This window comes from Photobacterium sp. GB-50, from assembly GCF_003026755.1.
Lineage (GTDB): Bacteria > Pseudomonadota > Gammaproteobacteria > Enterobacterales > Vibrionaceae > Photobacterium.
On sequence record NZ_PYNX01000012.1, the window covers coordinates 39,801 to 55,934 of the forward strand.

The following is a 16,134-nucleotide window of genomic DNA, read 5'->3' on the forward strand; positions in this document are numbered from 1 at the left end:
CTTAAACCATTACTGAGTGAGGGCTTGCTGCCACTCTCGGATCCAGGCTTTGCGATGCGTTGCCACTTCGTCGGCACTAAATTCAAGTGCTTTGCTTGGTACGGTGAGTTCATCAAAACCTTTCGGTAGGCTTTGCTTTGTTACTGGATACATCCAGTTGTGAGTAGCGATTTGTGACTGAAAAGCATCACTTACAATAAATTGCATAAATTGATCGGCAAGCTTTGGATGTGGGCTATTTTTCATTTTTGCTGCCACTTCAACTTGCATGTAATGGCCTTCTTTGAAGTTAGCCGCTTTGTACTGGTGTTTGTCTTCAGCAATGATGTGATAGGCCGGTGATGTGGTGTAAGAAAGCACCATATCTGATTCGCCTTTTAAGAACATGTTATAGGCTTCAGACCAGCCCTTAGTGACGGTCACTGTGTGTTTCGCTAGTTGCTGCCACATTTCAGGGGCTTTATCACCGTAGACCGATTTGATCCATAACATAAGACCTTGGCCTGGGGTTGAAGTACGAGGATCTTGATAGATAACGCTGATATTTTGATCTTTGATCAGAGCATCTAAACTCGCTGGTGGGTTTTTCAGTTTATCGCTGTCATACACAAAGGCAAAATAGCCGTAATCATAAGGGATGAAAGTATCATCACTCCAACCTTTAGGAAGCGTGAGCTTACTGGTATCAACATCACTTTTTGCTAATAGGCCGGTATTTTTCGCTTCTGTCATTAGGTTGTTATCTAGCCCTAATAACACATCTGCTTTACTGTTTTTCCCTTCAAGACGAACGCGATTTAAAATCGATACGCCATCTTCTAAAGAAACAAAATTGACCGTACAACCATTACATTGTTTTTCAAACGCTTTCTTTACTACAGGACCAGGACCCCAGTCGGAAGCAAAGGAGCTGTAGGTATAAACATTAAGAGTATTGTCTGAGGCGAAAGCTGAGCTTGCAACTAATGACAGAGAGATTAGGGGAAGAAGAGTGTTTATTTTTTTCACTATGCGCTCCGAGATGTCCTGCATCCTTGGGACAAAAATTGAAAGAGAGAGCGGCACAGGTTTGAGTGCTGTTGCATCATGCAATGGTCAGCGAGCTCGAAAGCATGTTCGAGCATCTCAATTCCTACGCCAGCATTACCTGGTTCAGGTTCAATGGGTCCTGCTATAAAGCACGTATGCCTAACAATCTCAGCCAAATGGCTCCCCAATGAGAACAGACTATTGTACCTGCAACTGTATCGAAGTTATAGCTTCTGATTAAGTTGCCAATTATAGATGTAATGGATCTGAGTGAATTGTAGGTTAGGCGTAATACGATAATGATTAAGGTGTTGTTGTAACTCAATTAACGATCCAAAATCAGCTTGATACCAATCATAGATAGATGACAGTGTGATGCCATTTTTTGTTATTTTTATTGCTTTTTCACTATTAATAAAACGTGTTGCAGCTTGATCTAACTGGGAGTCTAATCGATCGCTATTAAACGCTTTAGGCAGTAAATCAGGGCAACCGAGGCTGGCACAGTTGACTGCGTAGTGGATCCTAGGATCTTGCCAGATAGGGCGTAAGATCCGATGTTCAATATCGTTTAAAGTTAGCTTTTTATTATTAATGGTAATAATGGTTTGATCCCATGGCCCAAAGCTAAATAAACCTCCAAGTTTAGTGATTGATTTTACAGGGTAATTATCAATAATTAATTGAACGGTTAGGGCGTTATATAAATTAACCCAATAGGCAAATTGAACATTACGATTATAACGGTGAGGATTTTGGGCACTGAGTCGCTTAATATAAGTTGCTAGCTTTTGTTTATCTGCACTTGATACTTGGTTATAACGAAATAAGGTTTGATCCGGTTGAATGACAAGATATTTATCGAGTAGTTGCTGCCAATCTTGATGACTGATCTTGTTTGTGTTTTTAGGATCATGAGGTTGCCAATATGACCAGAGTTCGGATTTTGGCGCAGCAAAGATCGGCAGAGTGAATAACAGCAGCCAAGTGGCAATAACAATACGCATATTTTTCCTATTAATATAATAAGTAACAATATTGATTAAGACCGTAATAAGTATTGGCTAATTTCATTATCTTTTTGATATTTTAAATAAAAACGCCCTGTTTATATTAAACAGGGCGTCCGATTTCAGATGATGTACGATTACGCTAAGAAGCGAGGAATACGGTTTTCAAAGTCTGTAATTTTATCTTCGTGTTGCAGTGTCAAACCGATATTGTCTAAGCCATTTAATAGGCAGTGACGACGGAATTCATCAATTTCAAAGGTGTACTCTTTACCATCCGCACTGACGATCATTTTTTCAAGATCAACCGTGATCTGTGCGCCTTCATTTTCATCGACATACTTAAATAAAGTATCAACGTCTTGCTCAGAGAGACGTACGGGCACCATTTGGTTATTGATCGAGTTACCATAGAAAATATCGGCAAAGCTTGGCGCAATCATAACTTGGATACCGTAATCAGCAAGCGCCCACGGTGCATGTTCACGAGAAGAGCCACAACCAAAGTTTTCACGCGCCAGTAAAATACTCGCGCCTTGGTAGCGAGGGGCGTTCATAATAAAGTCAGGGTTTGCCTGCTCGCCTGCATCATCTAGAAAACGCCAATCATGGAAAAGGTGCTTACCAAATCCAGTTCGAGTTACTTTCTGCAAAAACTGTTTTGGAATAATCGCATCGGTATCAATATTTGCCGTATCTAGCGGTACAACTAAACCTGTGTGTTGTTTAAAACCTGTCATGTTCAAATCCTTTTGTTACACCGATGCGGCATCTAGTTGGCGAATATCAACAAAATGTCCGGCACATGCCGCTGCTGCTGCCATGGCTGGGCTAACTAGATGAGTACGCCCATCACGACCTTGACGGCCTTCAAAGTTACGGTTACTGGTTGACGCACAACGCTCACCGGGACCTAAGCGATCGTTATTCATTGCCAGACACATTGAACAACCGGGTAGTCGCCATTCGAAGCCTGCTTCAATGAAGATTTTATCAAGCCCTTCTTTTTCAGCTTGTGCTTTCACTTGCTCTGAGCCAGGAACGACTAAAGCTTGTACGTTAGCGGCAACTTTACGCCCTTTGGCAATGGCTGCTGCTGCGCGCATATCTTCAATACGTGAGTTAGTGCATGAACCGATAAAGACTTTATCAACAGTAAAATCAGACAGGGCTTTGCCAGCTTCTAGTCCCATGTAAGCTAATGCTTTTTCTGCAGAGGCTTTTTCAACGGGATCGTTAAAGCTTTCAGGGGCAGGGATTGGCTCATCAACGGCAATCACTTGACCTGGGTTTGTTCCCCATGTCACTTGTGGCTTTATGTCTTTAGCATCGAGCGTTACAACGGCATCAAACTCGGCGTTCGGATCGGATTTCAATGATGTCCAGTATTCTACTGCGGCATCAAAATCTGCGCCTTTCGGGGCAAATTCACGATCTTTAATATAATCAAAGGTCGTTTGATCCGGTGCAATTAAACCTGCTTTAGCGCCTAGTTCAATCGCCATATTACAAACGGTCATACGACCTTCCATTGTAAGGTCTGTGATGGCTTCGCCACAGAACTCAACCACATAGCCAGTACCGCCAGCTGCGGTTGTTTTACCAATGATGGCAAGGACGATGTCTTTTGCTGTAATGCCTTCAGCTACTTTACCTTTAACTTCAATCTTCATGGTTTTCGCACGAGATTGTTTTAAGGTTTGGGTGGCTAAGACATGTTCTACTTCCGAGGTACCAATACCGAAGGCCAGTGCACCAAAGGCACCGTGAGTCGCGGTGTGTGAGTCACCACAAACAATGGTCATACCCGGCAGAGTAATACCCAGCTCAGGTCCCATGACGTGTACAATGCCTTGATATTTGTGGTTTAAGTCATACAGGGTGACACCAAACTCTTCACAGTTTTTTGCCAGTGTTTCCATTTGAATACGTGCCATTTCCCCCGATGCATTGATATCTTTAGTTTGGGTAGAAACGTTGTGATCCATCGTGGCGAATGTTTTTGATACTTGACGCACTTTACGACCCTTCTCACGCAAGCCATCAAAAGCTTGCGGGGATGTCACTTCATGTACAAGGTGACGGTCGATATATAAGATCGGGTTTTCCCCTTCTGCTGCAACGGCAACATGGGAATCGTAAACTTTTTCATAAAGCGTTTTAGGTGAAGCTGAAGCGTTATTATTAGTGTTCGACATTGCTCAATGCTCCCTTATGCTTGTTGAATGTAGGCTGCGATCTTATCGCCCATTTCACTGGTGGTGAGTGCAGGCTTATCACTCGCAAGATCGGCAGTTAACTCCCCAGCTTCCAGCGCTTGTGATACCGCTTGTTCGATAGCACGCGCTGCTGTTTCTTCACCTAGGCTGTAACGAAGCATCAGTGCTGCTGATAGGATCTGCGCGACTGGATTTGCAATGTTTTTACCTGCAATATCCGGTGCTGAACCGCCGGCAGGCTCGTACATACCAAACTTATCTTGGTTAAGGCTAGCTGAAGGCAACATACCCATAGAACCTGTGATCATTGCACATTCATCCGAGATGATATCGCCGAAGATATTTGAACATAGCATGACATCAAATTGAGAAGGATCTTTGATCAGCTGCATGGTCGCGTTATCAATGTACATATGAGTTAACGTCACATCAGGGTAATCTTTTGCGATTTCTTCTACGACTTCACGCCATAAAATAGAGCTCTGTAGGACGTTAGCTTTATCAATAGAGCAGACTTTTTTGCTGCGTAAGCGAGCTGATTCAAACGCAATTTTTGCAATACGTTCAATTTCATAGCGGTAGTAGACTTCAGTATCGAACGCTTTTTCTTGTGCGCCTTCACCTTCGCGGCCCTTTGGCTGACCAAAGTAAATACCGCCAGTGAGCTCACGCACAACAGCAATATCAAAACCACGCTCTGAAATATCAGCGCGTAGCGGAGAGAACTTCTCTAAGCCACGGTGAATTTGAGCTGGACGCAGATTACAAAATAATTGGAAGTGTTTACGAAGTGGTAGAAGAGCACCACGTTCAGGTTGATCGTTAGGTGCTAGATGTTCCCACTTAGGGCCACCAACAGAGCCAAATAATACGGCATCGGATTGTTCACAGCCTTTTAGAGTAGCATCAGGTAGTGGGCAGCCATGATTATCGATAGCAATACCACCTACATCATATTCTGTACGATTAAAGGTTAGATTAAATTTAGCCTCGATTGCATTTAGCACTTTATGTGCCTGTTGCATCACTTCTGGACCAATCCCGTCACCGGGTAAAACTGCAATATTGTAAGAACCAGCCATGGTATCTTGCTCTCCATAATTGTTTAAAAGTATAAATTCGTGAGTCGCTGTAAGCGTTATCAACTAGTGAGTTGCTGAGCGCTGCTTTATTTCTTCAATTTGATCTGCACGGTGAATGCTATTGATAACGTGCAGTAACGCTTGACCAGACGCTTCTACAATATCGGTTGCTAAGCCCGTTCCGTGGTATTTTCTGCCTTTATAATTAGCGATGATATCAGCTTGTCCTAAGCCGTCTTCGCCTTCGCCTTTTGCAGTTAAATCAAATTTATCCAGTACAATGTCATAACCTGTTAGGCGGTAAATACACTGGTATAACGCATCGACAGGACCATTACCGACCGCCGCTTCACATTTTTCTTCGTCACCACACAATAGTTTGATACTGGTGGTGGCCATCACACTACCCGACTGAACACTTAGGTAGTTCAGCTTGAAGTAGTCATCTTCATCACGAAGATTAGAAAAATGCATCAGTGCTTCTAAGTCATAATCAAACACTTGGCCTTTTCGATCAGCCAGTTTTAAGAAATCAGCATACAGTTTATCTAGGCTATACTCTTTCTCGGTGTAGCCCAATGCATCCATGTGACTTTTAACTGCCGCACGACCAGAGCGACTGGTTAGGTTTAGTGCTTGGTTTTTAAGGCCAATCGATTCAGGCGTCATGATTTCATAGGTGTTTTTATTTTTTAGCATCCCATCTTGGTGGATACCCGATGAGTGACTAAAGGCATTAGCACCAACAATCGCTTTATTGGCTTGAATTGGCATATTACACAACTGACTAACCATTTTACTGGTACGGTGAATTTCATCGTGTTTGATATTGGTTGTTACGCCCAGTAACTCCTGACGCGTTTTGATGATCATCGCAATTTCTTCTAGTGAGCAGTTACCTGCACGCTCACCTAGACCATTAATGGTTCCTTCTACCTGACGAGCACCCGCTTGAACGGCCGCCATTGAGTTGGCAACAGACATGCCTAAATCATCGTGACAGTGAACAGAAATCACTGCCTTATCGATATTTGGAACGCGGTTAAATAGTTGAGTGATAATGCCGCCAAATTCGCTCGGCAGGGTGTAGCCTACGGTATCAGGGATATTAATGGTGTTAGCGCCCGCATCGATAGCGGCTTCTACCATGCGGCACAGATTATCAATTGGTGTACGGCCCGCATCTTCACATGAGAACTCAACATCATCAGTATAGTTACGTGCTCGTTTTACTGCTGCGATACCCATATCAATGACATCATCATAACTACGACGTAGCTTGTCTTGGACGTGAACGGTTGAGGTTGAAATAAAGGTATGAATGCGGAAAGCTTCTGCGACTTTCAATGACTCTGCCGCAACATCAATATCTTTTGCTACTGCTCGTGATAAAGCACAAATACGACTATTTTTGATGTGTTTCGCGATGGTTTGTACTGACTCAAAATCGCCAGGGGATGAAACAGGAAAGCCTGCTTCAATCACATCAACGCCTAAACGTTCTAATGCGTATGCGATCTGTAGCTTTTCTTTTACGGTAAGGCTTGCCGACAACGCTTGTTCACCGTCACGTAGCGTAGTATCGAAAATAATGACCTGATCTTTCATTGCTACTTCCTTTTAATCTATTACCGTTACAGGTTAGTTCGCATTCACTTGCGCTAGTCGTTATATGAAAAAACCCGCGCAAGTTGCGCGGGTTTTAAAATCTTTAGTGGCGTTTCCCACTCAAAAGCAACCCGCGCGATTTAAGTCACGATAAGGAGGAGGCTAAGGAGTAAAGAGAAACGTTTTTTCATTTTATACACACTTATATAAAGTTGATTAACAAATGAATACCAAATAGACAGGTCAAAGGTCAACCAATAATTACGTTTATTTTACAATTATGGCGGTAACTAATTGATTTTTAATTATTGCGATATGTTTTTCCATAAATAAGGGAAAAAAACAGAGATGGTAGGGCAATAACATTTAATGATAAATAGTTGTCAAATTATTAACAATTTACGTAATTCTCTTTTCTTCTAGATTGTCACTGACTCTCCTTTGAAGTTTCACCTTGTTGTCACAAGTCCTTTTTATCCTAGTGATAGTTATAAAAAGGAGAACAATGATGACATTACTTACCCCTATTCAGCGTTTTGATTATGCGTTTTCAACGCTATGTCTCTGTCATCGATTTAATATTCCATTGGCTAAAATTAGCCGTATTGTTTCACGAACCGGTGATGGTCACTTATATGCCATGATTGGCTTGCTCATATGGTGGGGTGATCAACAACAGGGGGGGGCTTTCATTTTTTATGGTTTGTTGATGTTTTTGATTGAACTCCCATTGTATTGGTTGCTCAAAAACAGCTTTAAACGCAGTCGTCCGGTTAGTTTACCCTCCTTTATTAAACCCTCAGATCGCTATAGCTTGCCATCAGGTCATACTGCGGCGGCTTTTATGATGGCCGCCTTAATTTCAAGCTTTTATCCTTCGTATAGTGAAATGGTGTGGCTATGGGCAAGCTGCATTGGCTTCTCCCGTGTATTGCTGGGGGTACATTATCTTAGCGATATCATTGCTGGCGCATTATTAGGTTTTGCTTGTTTCGAATTAGCCGGTTATATCTTGTAAGGAACATACAATGAAAATACTTTATGGGATCCAAGGTACGGGTAATGGCCATATTTCTCGAGCTCGTGAAATGGCACGTGCTTTTGATGGATTAGATTGTGAGGTTGATTATTATTTTTCAGGGCGAGAAAGAGATAAGTTTTTTGATATGGCCTGCTTTGGTGATTATCAATTGGGAAAAGGGTTGACTTTCGTTACCGAACAAGGCTGTATCCAACGGTTAAAAACATGGCATCAGCTTAATTTACGGCAATTTCGACAAGAGGTGAAAACGTTAGATTTATCTCGTTATGATTTTGTGTTGAATGATTTTGAGCCCATTACGGCATGGGCTGCAAAACAGCAGAAAGTGCCCAGTCTCTCGTTAAGTCATCAAGCTGCTTTCCTGCATGATGTGCCAAAAGCGAATGAAAGCGTATTTGATCGATTACTTACACGTTATTTTGCTCCGACTCAATATCAAATTGGTCTGCATTGGCACCATTTTAACTGCCCAATATTACCGCCAATTATTCCTTGTTTTGATACACCAAGTTGTCAGCAAAAACCATTTATTTTGGTGTATTTACCCTTTGAGTCACTTTCTCAAATTACCGATTTACTCTCTCATTTCCAGCAAGTGAATTTTGTTTGTTATCACCCCGATATTGAGAGTAAATCACAATGGCAAAACGTGCAGTTGAAACCATTAAGTCGAGAGGGTTTTCATCACCATTTACATTGCTGTAAAGGTGTTGTGGCAAACGGTGGTTTTGAACTGCCTTCAGAGGCCATTTCTCTAGGGAAAAAATTATTGTTAAAACCACTCCAAGGGCAATTTGAACAAAGTAGTAATGTTGCGACGTTAGCGATGATGGGATTAGCGCATGTTACTCCATCATTAGATGTGACGACGATGCGAGTTTGGCTTGATAGCGAGAGTGTTGGGCGGGTTAAAATCCCAGATGTCGCAAGTGAAGTTAGTAAGTGGTTACTTAATAAGGAGTGGCATGATCTTGATACGCTAAAAGAAGAGTTATGGCAGCAAGTCGAGTTTCCAGAATCAGTTGCTGAAGCAATGTCTGAGCATTACCCTGAAAGCCAATATATTACGACAACACCTTCGCTTATTAAATCATTGGTGAAATGAATTAATAGAAAAAATTACTGATTATTCTTGAATTTGTTATCGCTTTTCACCTTAAAAAAAGGTCTAAAATTTTATTCATATCTTTTTTTATTTATTTTATGTTTGATTTAAGATTATGATTTTTTAATGTTTATATTTCTGAATGTGGATTAATTCATACAATCTTCATAATCACTTATATTCTATTATTAGTCTCATCAATTTGTTTGGATAATACTGGTCTCATCCCAAATCAAGCGGGTTTAGATTAGAAGCAATAATTAAGCTTCTAAGTTACTGAAGGCATAGGACGTGCCGATGAACTCATAAATTTAGAGGCATAATATGACACGTAAAACAGCGTCAGTTTTCCCAACAGAAAGTTACTCAATGGAATCAACATTACGTAGTGTTGATCTTAATTTATTAACTGTTTTTGACGCCGTAATGCAAGAGCAGAACATTACTCGCGCTGCACATAATCTAGGTATGTCACAACCTGCGGTAAGTAATGCAGTTGCGCGCCTTAAAGTAATGTTTAATGATGAGCTATTTATTCGTCATGGTCGCGGTATTCAACCCACGCAACGCGCAAAACAATTGTTTGGTCCACTTCGCCAAGCACTGCAATTAGTGAAGAATGAGTTGCCATGTTCTATCTTTAATCCAATGACATCTAGCCGTACTTTTAAGTTGGCAATTTGCAGCCCCTCAGACATACGTTTTGCACCTCAGATTTTAAAAGAAATGCACTCCCAAGCTCCTCATTTACGTCTTCAACTTGAAGCAGAATTTGAAGCCGGATTAGCACAGAAATTGCGTTATCAAGAAATTGATTTTGTGATTGATTATGTACGCTTTGATGAACAAGGTTTTTGTAGCACAGAATTATTCAGTGATGAACTTGTTGTTATCGCATCTGGAAATCACCCCCGTTTACATGACAGTATTTCTGAAGCTGAATTTAATCATGAAATGCACGCCGTATTAAAAACGAACCCTGAAATTAAAGGTTTTGCCGATCATATTTACAATCAAGCGCACAGTTACAATGAAGCTTATCAAGGTGCGAGTTTAAGCAATATCATGTATGTGGTCGGTCAATCTGAATTAATAGCGGTAGCGCCTCGTTGGTTAGCAGAATCTGTGGCTGATAACCTACACTTAAAAGTGTTAGAGCTTCCCTTTGCGAATAACAAAATTAGCGGTTACCTAAGTTGGCATGAATCTACACAAAAGGATAAAGGCAATATCTGGATGCGAGATCAGCTAATGACAATTTGTGGCGATTTAACGTAATAAACCCCATGATATAAACGTGAAGGTCAGCACAATTGCTGACCTTTTTTGGTTAAAAGCTATCGATATTATAGTGGTAAGAGTTGTCTGCTGTTTCGCAATATGAATAATGCCGCAACGTGAAATAAGGTTGATTTTTTCGTTCTTCAACCATGTTATTTATAGATTCTTACACTTTTGCTTTTTGATTAAAAAGTCGTTTGATAGCCTTTATTCACAAGGCGTAGAGTAGCGGGTAAGCGTTGGGAAATATAATTTTATGTGCATTATGGTTGGCTTTTTATAGGCTGAATTGTAGACTGCATATCTCGAATAAGCTTACAAGTGTAAGCTAAAAAAATAGAGTACTTATGGCACAACACGATTTTCATATTGTTCACCGCATTCGCAGTCAAGTTTCTCGCTTAGGTGATAAGCCTGCATTACGTCATCAAGTCGATGGTGAGTGGCAAGATATTAGTTGGAATTGTTTTGGTGAGCAAATTCAGCAACTGGCTTTAGCATTATTGTGCCAAGGCTTACAAGTACAAGATAAAGTTGGCATATTCGCAAACAATATGCCTCGTTGGACTGTTGCTGATTTTGCCGCGTTATACAATCGTTGTATTACCGTTCCTATTTATCCAACAAGTACAGCGCAGCAAGCGGCTTATATTCTTCAAGACGCAAGTGTAAAAGTACTTTTTGTTGGCGAGCAAGCTCAAATGGATGCGGCTGTTGAAATTGCAGCGCAATGTCCTCAGCTTGAACGCATTGTTGCATTGTCTGACGATGTCACGATCCCAGAACATCCATTGGCGTGTCATTATAATGAGTTTGTTAAGCAAGCAAGTGGTGAGTATCAGTTAGAACTTGATACTCGTTTAGCTGAAAAACAAATGGATGATCTGATCACACTGATTTATACCTCGGGTACAACCGGTACGCCGAAAGGGGTCATGTTAGACTATGCAAATATTGCTTCTCAGATTGAAGCACATGATCAACGTTTAGCATTAGATGAAGGTGATACGTCATTATGCTTCTTACCGTTATCGCATGTCTTTGAACGCGCATGGACGTTTTACGCACTACATCGTGGTGTTGTAAATTGCTACCTATCAGATACGAATAAATTAAAAGAAGCATTAATCACGGTGAAACCGCACTATATGTCAGCGGTTCCTCGTGTATTTGAAAAAATCTATTCAGGTATTCACGATAAAGTCTCTCGCGCACCCTTACACCGCAAAATGATATTTACCTGGGCGGTGAACATGGGCGCTAAGATGTCTGCTGCCCGTCAAGAATGCCGTGAGCCATCTTGGTTATTGAAGAAGTCTTATGCGTTAGCCGAGAAAGTGGTGCTATCTAAACTACAGGCAGTACTCGGTGGTAATATTAAATTTATGCCATGTGGTGGTGCGAAATTAGATGCGGGCATTGGACGCTTTTTTCATGCGATTGGAATTAACGTTAAGTTAGGTTACGGCATGACAGAAACCACAGCGACGGTTTCTTGTTGGGATGACAGCTGTTATAACCCTGACTCTATTGGTATGCCAATGCCTGGTGCTGAAGTTAAAATTGGCGAGCAGAATGAAATTTTAGTTCGTGGTCCAATGATTATGCGTGGCTATTACAATATGCCAGAAGAAACCGCGAAAAATTTCACTGAAGATGGCTTCTTGAAAACCGGTGATGCGGGTTATCTTGATGATCAAGGTAACTTGTTTATCACAGATCGTATTAAAGAGTTAATGAAGACGTCTGGTGGTAAATATATTGCACCGCAAGTGATTGAAGGTGCGATAGGTAAAGATCACTTTATTGAGCAGATAGCTGTGATTGCTGATACTCGTAAGTTTGTATCAGCCTTGATTGTTCCGTGTTTTGAAACGCTTGAAGAACATGCACGCGAATTAAATATCAAATACAAAGACCGTTTAGAGCTGATCAAACATAGCCAAATTGTCGAGTTGATTGAAAAGCGTGTGGTGGAGCTACAAAAAGATTTAGCACGTTTTGAACAAGTGAAAAAATTTACATTGTTACCTAAATCATTTTCGATGGACAAAGGCGAGTTAACGCCGACTCAAAAACTTCGTCGAAAAGTGATTCAAGATCGTTATCACAAAGAAATTGAACATATGTATGAGGAAAGCCATAAAAAGGCCTCTCATAAAGACAAGTAATGTTTTATTTTTAATAAATTAAGGAGCCGTTATGGCTCCTTTTTTATTTTATCCAGTAACATATTTGGCAATAAAACTATGCAGTGGTTATTAATGTGCCTAGATGGTTTTATTGACCTGTAAAAAGTCATAAAACAGCAATTTTTAAGATTTTAAAATCAAAGTCGACTTTTCCTCTAGATTCAAATGCTGCAAAAGCGTTAAAGTTGTTGCAGGTAACTGTGTGTTGTTATGGCATTGCGCAGTATACATAGCATGAATTATTCATGGCGTTTATTAGGCTAAAAATAAGCCCTAACTATGTTTCATCGACCTGGAGACAAAATATGGAGATGTTGTCCGGCGCTGATATGATCGTACGTTCTATGATCGATCAAGGCGTTAAGCATATATTCGGCTACCCTGGTGGCTCTGTTCTTGATATCTACGATGCCCTTCATGAGAAAAGCGATATTGAACATGTTCTTGTTCGTCATGAACAAGCTGCAGTTCATATGGCAGACGGCTATGCGCGTGCCACGGGTGATGTAGGTGTTGTACTGGTGACCTCTGGTCCTGGCGCAACGAATGCTATTACTGGTATTGCAACGGCTTATATGGATTCAATTCCTATGGTCGTGTTATCAGGGCAGGTAATGAGTAGCTTAATTGGTAACGATGCATTCCAAGAATGTGACATGGTTGGGATCTCACGCCCAGTCGTTAAACATAGCTTTCTTGTAACCAAACCTGAAGACATCCCTGAAATCATCAAAAAAGCCTTCTATATAGCATCTACAGGCCGTCCAGGTCCTGTTGTGGTTGATATCCCTAAAGATATGTTAAACCCTGCTGAAGCATATCCATATCAATATCCAGAATCGATTTCCTTACGTTCATATAATCCGACGACCCAAGGTCATAAAGGACAAATTAAACGTGGTGTTAAAGCGCTATTATCTGCGAAAAAGCCAGTATTGTATGTCGGTGGCGGTGCCATCATGTCATCGTGTAGCGAGCAATTGATTGAGCTTGCTGAGTCATTAAACATTCCTGTTGTAAATACCCTGATGGGGTTAGGGGCATTCCCTGGTACACATAAACAGTGTTTAGGTATGTTGGGTATGCATGGCACTTATGAAGCGAATATGGCAATGCATAACGCAGATCTTATATTTGGTATTGGGGTGCGTTTTGATGATCGTACGACCAACAACTTAGAAAAGTACTGCCCTGACGCAACGATCATGCACATAGATATTGATCCTTCATCAATATCTAAAACCGTATCAGCAGATATTCCTATCGTGGGATCGGCGGATACCGTATTAAATAGCATGCTTAAATTATTGAAAGAGCATGAAGTTAAAAATGATCAACAAGAGATCGTGCAATGGTGGCAATCAATTGAATCGTGGCGTGAACGTGAATGTTTAAGTTATGACACTGATGGCGATCGTATTAAACCACAGCAAGTCATTGAAGTGCTTCACCGCTTAACGAATGGCGAAGCTTATGTCTCTTCTGATGTTGGTCAGCATCAAATGTTTGCCGCGCTTTATTACCCGTTTGATAAGCCACGTCGTTGGATTAACTCTGGTGGTTTAGGCACGATGGGTTTTGGTTTGCCTGCTGCGATGGGAGTGAAGTTTGCTTTGCCTGATGAAGAAGTGGTGTGTGTAACTGGTGATGGCAGTATTCAGATGAATATTCAAGAGCTATCTACGGCGCTGCAATATGATATCCCAGTTAAGATTATTAACTTAAATAACCGATTCCTAGGCATGGTAAAACAGTGGCAAGATATGATCTATCAAGGTCGCCACTCTCATTCATACATGGACTCTGTGCCTGATTTTGCGGCTATCGCTGAAGCTTATGGCCATGTCGGTGTGCGAATTTCAGATCCTAATAAATTAGAAAGTGAACTAGAGAAAGCGTTAGCACTAAAAGATAAATTAGTCTTTATTGATATCAGTGTTGATGAAACAGAGCATGTTTACCCAATGCTTATCCGTGGTGGTGCAATGAATGAGATGTGGTTAAGCAAGACGGAGAGAACATAATGCGTAGAATTATTTCAGTATTACTTGAAAACCAACCGGGCGCATTATCTCGTGTGGTGGGACTATTTTCTCAACGTGGTTACAATATCGAGTCACTTACTGTTGCGCCGACTGACGATCCAACATTGTCTCGTTTGAATATCACGACCAATGTGAAAAATGAATCGGCTTATGAGCAAATTGAAAAACACCTTCATAAGCTGATTGATATTTTAAAAGTCAGTAACATTACTGAATCAGAGCATGTTGAGCGTGAATTAATGCTTACCAAAGTCAAAGCAAGTGGTTTTGCGCGAGCAGAAGTTAAACGTACTGCAGATATTTTCCGTGGACAGATTATTGATGTGACAAGCCAAATTTATACGATTCAATTAATCGGTACAGGTGAAAAACTTGATGCATTTCTAGCGGCAGTAGGTGAAGCGACAGAAATTATTGAAGTCGCTCGAAGTGGCGTAGTAGGCATGGCTCGAGGAGAGCGTGCATTAAAGGCGTAATTTTATAGCGCACTTATAAACAAAGCCGATTGTCGTAATAAGCAATCGGCTTTTGTTTTTTAATACATAGATATCGACTAACCTTTAGTAAGGAGCAGAAGGCAGGGAAGCGCTTATACCATATGAGGTAAGCGATGCTGCGGCAATTTTTGGTCCGATTAACCACAGCTATTCTCGTTATTTTAGGCTGTAAAGTGAGTGCAATTTACTTTTTGTTAGTTGTATTACTGTTAAACACCCACCATAAAGAGATCTTTGGCTGGTAATCAAAAAAGCTCGTTAATTGTATTAACGAGCTTTTTATTTAGTATTGAAAAGGTTAGAGGTGGTTTTTTATATCATCAACCGCTCTTTCAAAGTGGGTCTGCATGATTTTCTGTGCGAGCTCTATATCACGATCAAGGACTGCTTTCATTAAGGCTTCGTGTTCCCCTTGATCGTTGTAACGATCTTCAGCTTGTCGTGTTTTACTCACCCAAATATGACGATAACGTTTTATTTGATCATAGATATCATTATAGATATCAAGCATTACAGGAGAGTTGGTACTGGTTAAAATAGCGGTATGAAAATCACTATGTCGTTGCTCCCATTCTGATAAATCAGTGTCATCAAGTGCTGGATCTAAGCGACTGAGTTTGTGATAGGTCGTTAAGATATTGAGTTCCCAAGCTTCATCACCTTGTGTGATCGCACGTGTTAGTAGCTCTCGAGAGATAACATTATTAGCACTAAAAAGATCTTGTAGTTCTTCAATTGAAACGGGGGCGACCCAACATCCTTTTTGTGGTGCAAATTTAACGTACTTTTTCCATGATAATTGTACTAAGGCTTCTCTAATTGGAGATGCGCCTACGTTGTATCGCTCTTTAAGATCAGCAACAACGAGCTTTTGGCCTGGAGTCAGTTTACCGAGCAAGATATCTTGTCGGATGATCTCCATAACCTGATTCGTTAAAGTCGGGCTAGACACGTCAATCCTCTTCAGCTTCTTAAATTCTCGTTATTATTATTATTGAGAATTTATCGTCTTGTTATATATGAA

The 16,134-nt window shown here is 40.9% G+C and carries 13 protein-coding genes and 1 riboswitch; of the genes, 6 read left to right on the top strand and 7 right to left on the bottom strand.

Going from position 1 to position 16,134, the window contains the following annotated elements; translation table 11 throughout:
- Window positions 1-9: 9 nt before the first annotated feature.
- From thiB to leuA, 6 genes are all read right to left on the bottom strand, one after another.
- Complete coding sequence (thiB, locus tag C9J41_RS14820) at window positions 10-999, bottom strand: thiamine ABC transporter substrate binding subunit (protein WP_173425485.1); 990 nt, start codon at window positions 997-999, stop codon at window positions 10-12.
- Between the two features lie 113 nt (window positions 1,000-1,112).
- Window positions 1,113-1,226: riboswitch (TPP riboswitch) on the bottom strand.
- Between the two features lie 27 nt (window positions 1,227-1,253).
- Window positions 1,254-2,036: a DUF547 domain-containing protein gene (locus C9J41_RS14825; protein WP_107290974.1), complete on the bottom strand. Its 783-nt coding sequence runs from the start codon at window positions 2,034-2,036 to the stop codon at window positions 1,254-1,256.
- 140 nt (window positions 2,037-2,176) lie between these two features.
- A complete protein-coding gene (gene leuD / locus C9J41_RS14830; RefSeq protein WP_107207641.1) occupies window positions 2,177-2,779 on the bottom strand; it encodes a 3-isopropylmalate dehydratase small subunit in 603 nt (200 codons plus the stop codon).
- A 15-nt stretch (window positions 2,780-2,794) separates the two neighbouring features.
- A complete protein-coding gene (leuC, locus tag C9J41_RS14835) occupies window positions 2,795-4,237 on the bottom strand; it encodes a 3-isopropylmalate dehydratase large subunit (RefSeq protein WP_107294730.1) in 1,443 nt (480 codons plus the stop codon).
- Window positions 4,238-4,251: 14 nt separating this feature from the next.
- Window positions 4,252-5,340 carry a 3-isopropylmalate dehydrogenase gene (leuB, locus tag C9J41_RS14840; RefSeq protein ID WP_107207643.1) on the bottom strand — a complete coding sequence of 363 codons (1,089 nt, stop codon included), beginning with the start codon at window positions 5,338-5,340 and terminating at the stop codon, window positions 4,252-4,254.
- A 63-nt stretch (window positions 5,341-5,403) separates the two neighbouring features.
- Window positions 5,404-6,948 carry a 2-isopropylmalate synthase gene (gene leuA / locus C9J41_RS14845; protein ID WP_107292654.1) on the bottom strand — a complete coding sequence of 515 codons (1,545 nt, stop codon included), beginning with the start codon at window positions 6,946-6,948 and terminating at the stop codon, window positions 5,404-5,406.
- A 508-nt stretch (window positions 6,949-7,456) separates the two neighbouring features.
- Here leuA and C9J41_RS14850 point away from each other — a divergent pair.
- The 6 genes from C9J41_RS14850 (at window position 7,457) to ilvN (ending at window position 15,089) form a co-directional block, all read left to right on the top strand.
- Entirely contained in the window at window positions 7,457-7,966 is a 510-nt protein-coding gene (locus C9J41_RS14850; protein WP_107207644.1) for a phosphatase PAP2 family protein, read from the top strand.
- Between the two features lie 10 nt (window positions 7,967-7,976).
- Window positions 7,977-9,095, top strand: a complete 1,119-nt coding sequence (locus C9J41_RS14855) for an MJ1255/VC2487 family glycosyltransferase (RefSeq protein ID WP_107207645.1) — start codon at window positions 7,977-7,979, stop codon at window positions 9,093-9,095.
- 324 nt (window positions 9,096-9,419) lie between these two features.
- Window positions 9,420-10,373, top strand: coding sequence for a transcriptional regulator LeuO (leuO, locus tag C9J41_RS14860; protein ID WP_107207646.1), 954 nt, complete (start codon window positions 9,420-9,422; stop codon window positions 10,371-10,373).
- A 350-nt stretch (window positions 10,374-10,723) separates the two neighbouring features.
- On the top strand, window positions 10,724-12,547 hold the full coding sequence (locus tag C9J41_RS14865; protein WP_107207647.1) for a long-chain fatty acid--CoA ligase: 1,824 nt from the start codon (window positions 10,724-10,726) through the stop codon (window positions 12,545-12,547).
- A gap of 326 nt (window positions 12,548-12,873) precedes the next feature.
- The gene (locus C9J41_RS14870) at window positions 12,874-14,592 is read left to right on the top strand and encodes an acetolactate synthase 3 large subunit (RefSeq protein ID WP_107207648.1); all 1,719 of its coding nucleotides are present in this window, start codon (window positions 12,874-12,876) and stop codon (window positions 14,590-14,592) included.
- Window positions 14,592-15,089, top strand: a complete 498-nt coding sequence (gene ilvN / locus C9J41_RS14875) for an acetolactate synthase small subunit (RefSeq protein ID WP_005369845.1) — start codon at window positions 14,592-14,594, stop codon at window positions 15,087-15,089. The genes C9J41_RS14870 and ilvN overlap by 1 nt, the downstream gene beginning before the upstream one ends.
- A 319-nt stretch (window positions 15,090-15,408) precedes the next feature.
- Here the strand turns inward: ilvN and C9J41_RS14880 are convergent, their stop codons facing one another.
- The gene (locus C9J41_RS14880) at window positions 15,409-16,032 is read right to left on the bottom strand and encodes an FCD domain-containing protein (protein WP_107247482.1); all 624 of its coding nucleotides are present in this window, start codon (window positions 16,030-16,032) and stop codon (window positions 15,409-15,411) included.
- Window positions 16,033-16,134 lie beyond the last annotated feature (102 nt).

Excerpts from the sequence above, each read along its gene's own strand:
- C9J41_RS14865 (WP_107207647.1), top strand. The coding sequence starts at position 10,724 with ATGGCACAACACGATTTTCATATTGTTCACCGCATTCGCAGTCAAGTT.
- leuA (WP_107292654.1), bottom strand. The coding sequence starts at position 6,948 with ATGAAAGATCAGGTCATTATTTTCGATACTACGCTACGTGACGGTGAA.
- leuB (WP_107207643.1), bottom strand. The coding sequence starts at position 5,340 with ATGGCTGGTTCTTACAATATTGCAGTTTTACCCGGTGACGGGATTGGT.
- C9J41_RS14880 (WP_107247482.1), bottom strand. The coding sequence starts at position 16,032 with ATGGAGATCATCCGACAAGATATCTTGCTCGGTAAACTGACTCCAGGC.
- leuC (WP_107294730.1), bottom strand. The coding sequence starts at position 4,237 with ATGTCGAACACTAATAATAACGCTTCAGCTTCACCTAAAACGCTTTAT.
- leuO (WP_107207646.1), top strand. The coding sequence starts at position 9,420 with ATGACACGTAAAACAGCGTCAGTTTTCCCAACAGAAAGTTACTCAATG.
- C9J41_RS14850 (WP_107207644.1), top strand. The coding sequence starts at position 7,457 with ATGACATTACTTACCCCTATTCAGCGTTTTGATTATGCGTTTTCAACG.
- C9J41_RS14855 (WP_107207645.1), top strand. The coding sequence starts at position 7,977 with ATGAAAATACTTTATGGGATCCAAGGTACGGGTAATGGCCATATTTCT.
- C9J41_RS14870 (WP_107207648.1), top strand. The coding sequence starts at position 12,874 with ATGGAGATGTTGTCCGGCGCTGATATGATCGTACGTTCTATGATCGAT.
- C9J41_RS14825 (WP_107290974.1), bottom strand. The coding sequence starts at position 2,036 with ATGCGTATTGTTATTGCCACTTGGCTGCTGTTATTCACTCTGCCGATC.
- ilvN (WP_005369845.1), top strand. The coding sequence starts at position 14,592 with ATGCGTAGAATTATTTCAGTATTACTTGAAAACCAACCGGGCGCATTA.
- leuD (WP_107207641.1), bottom strand. The coding sequence starts at position 2,779 with ATGACAGGTTTTAAACAACACACAGGTTTAGTTGTACCGCTAGATACG.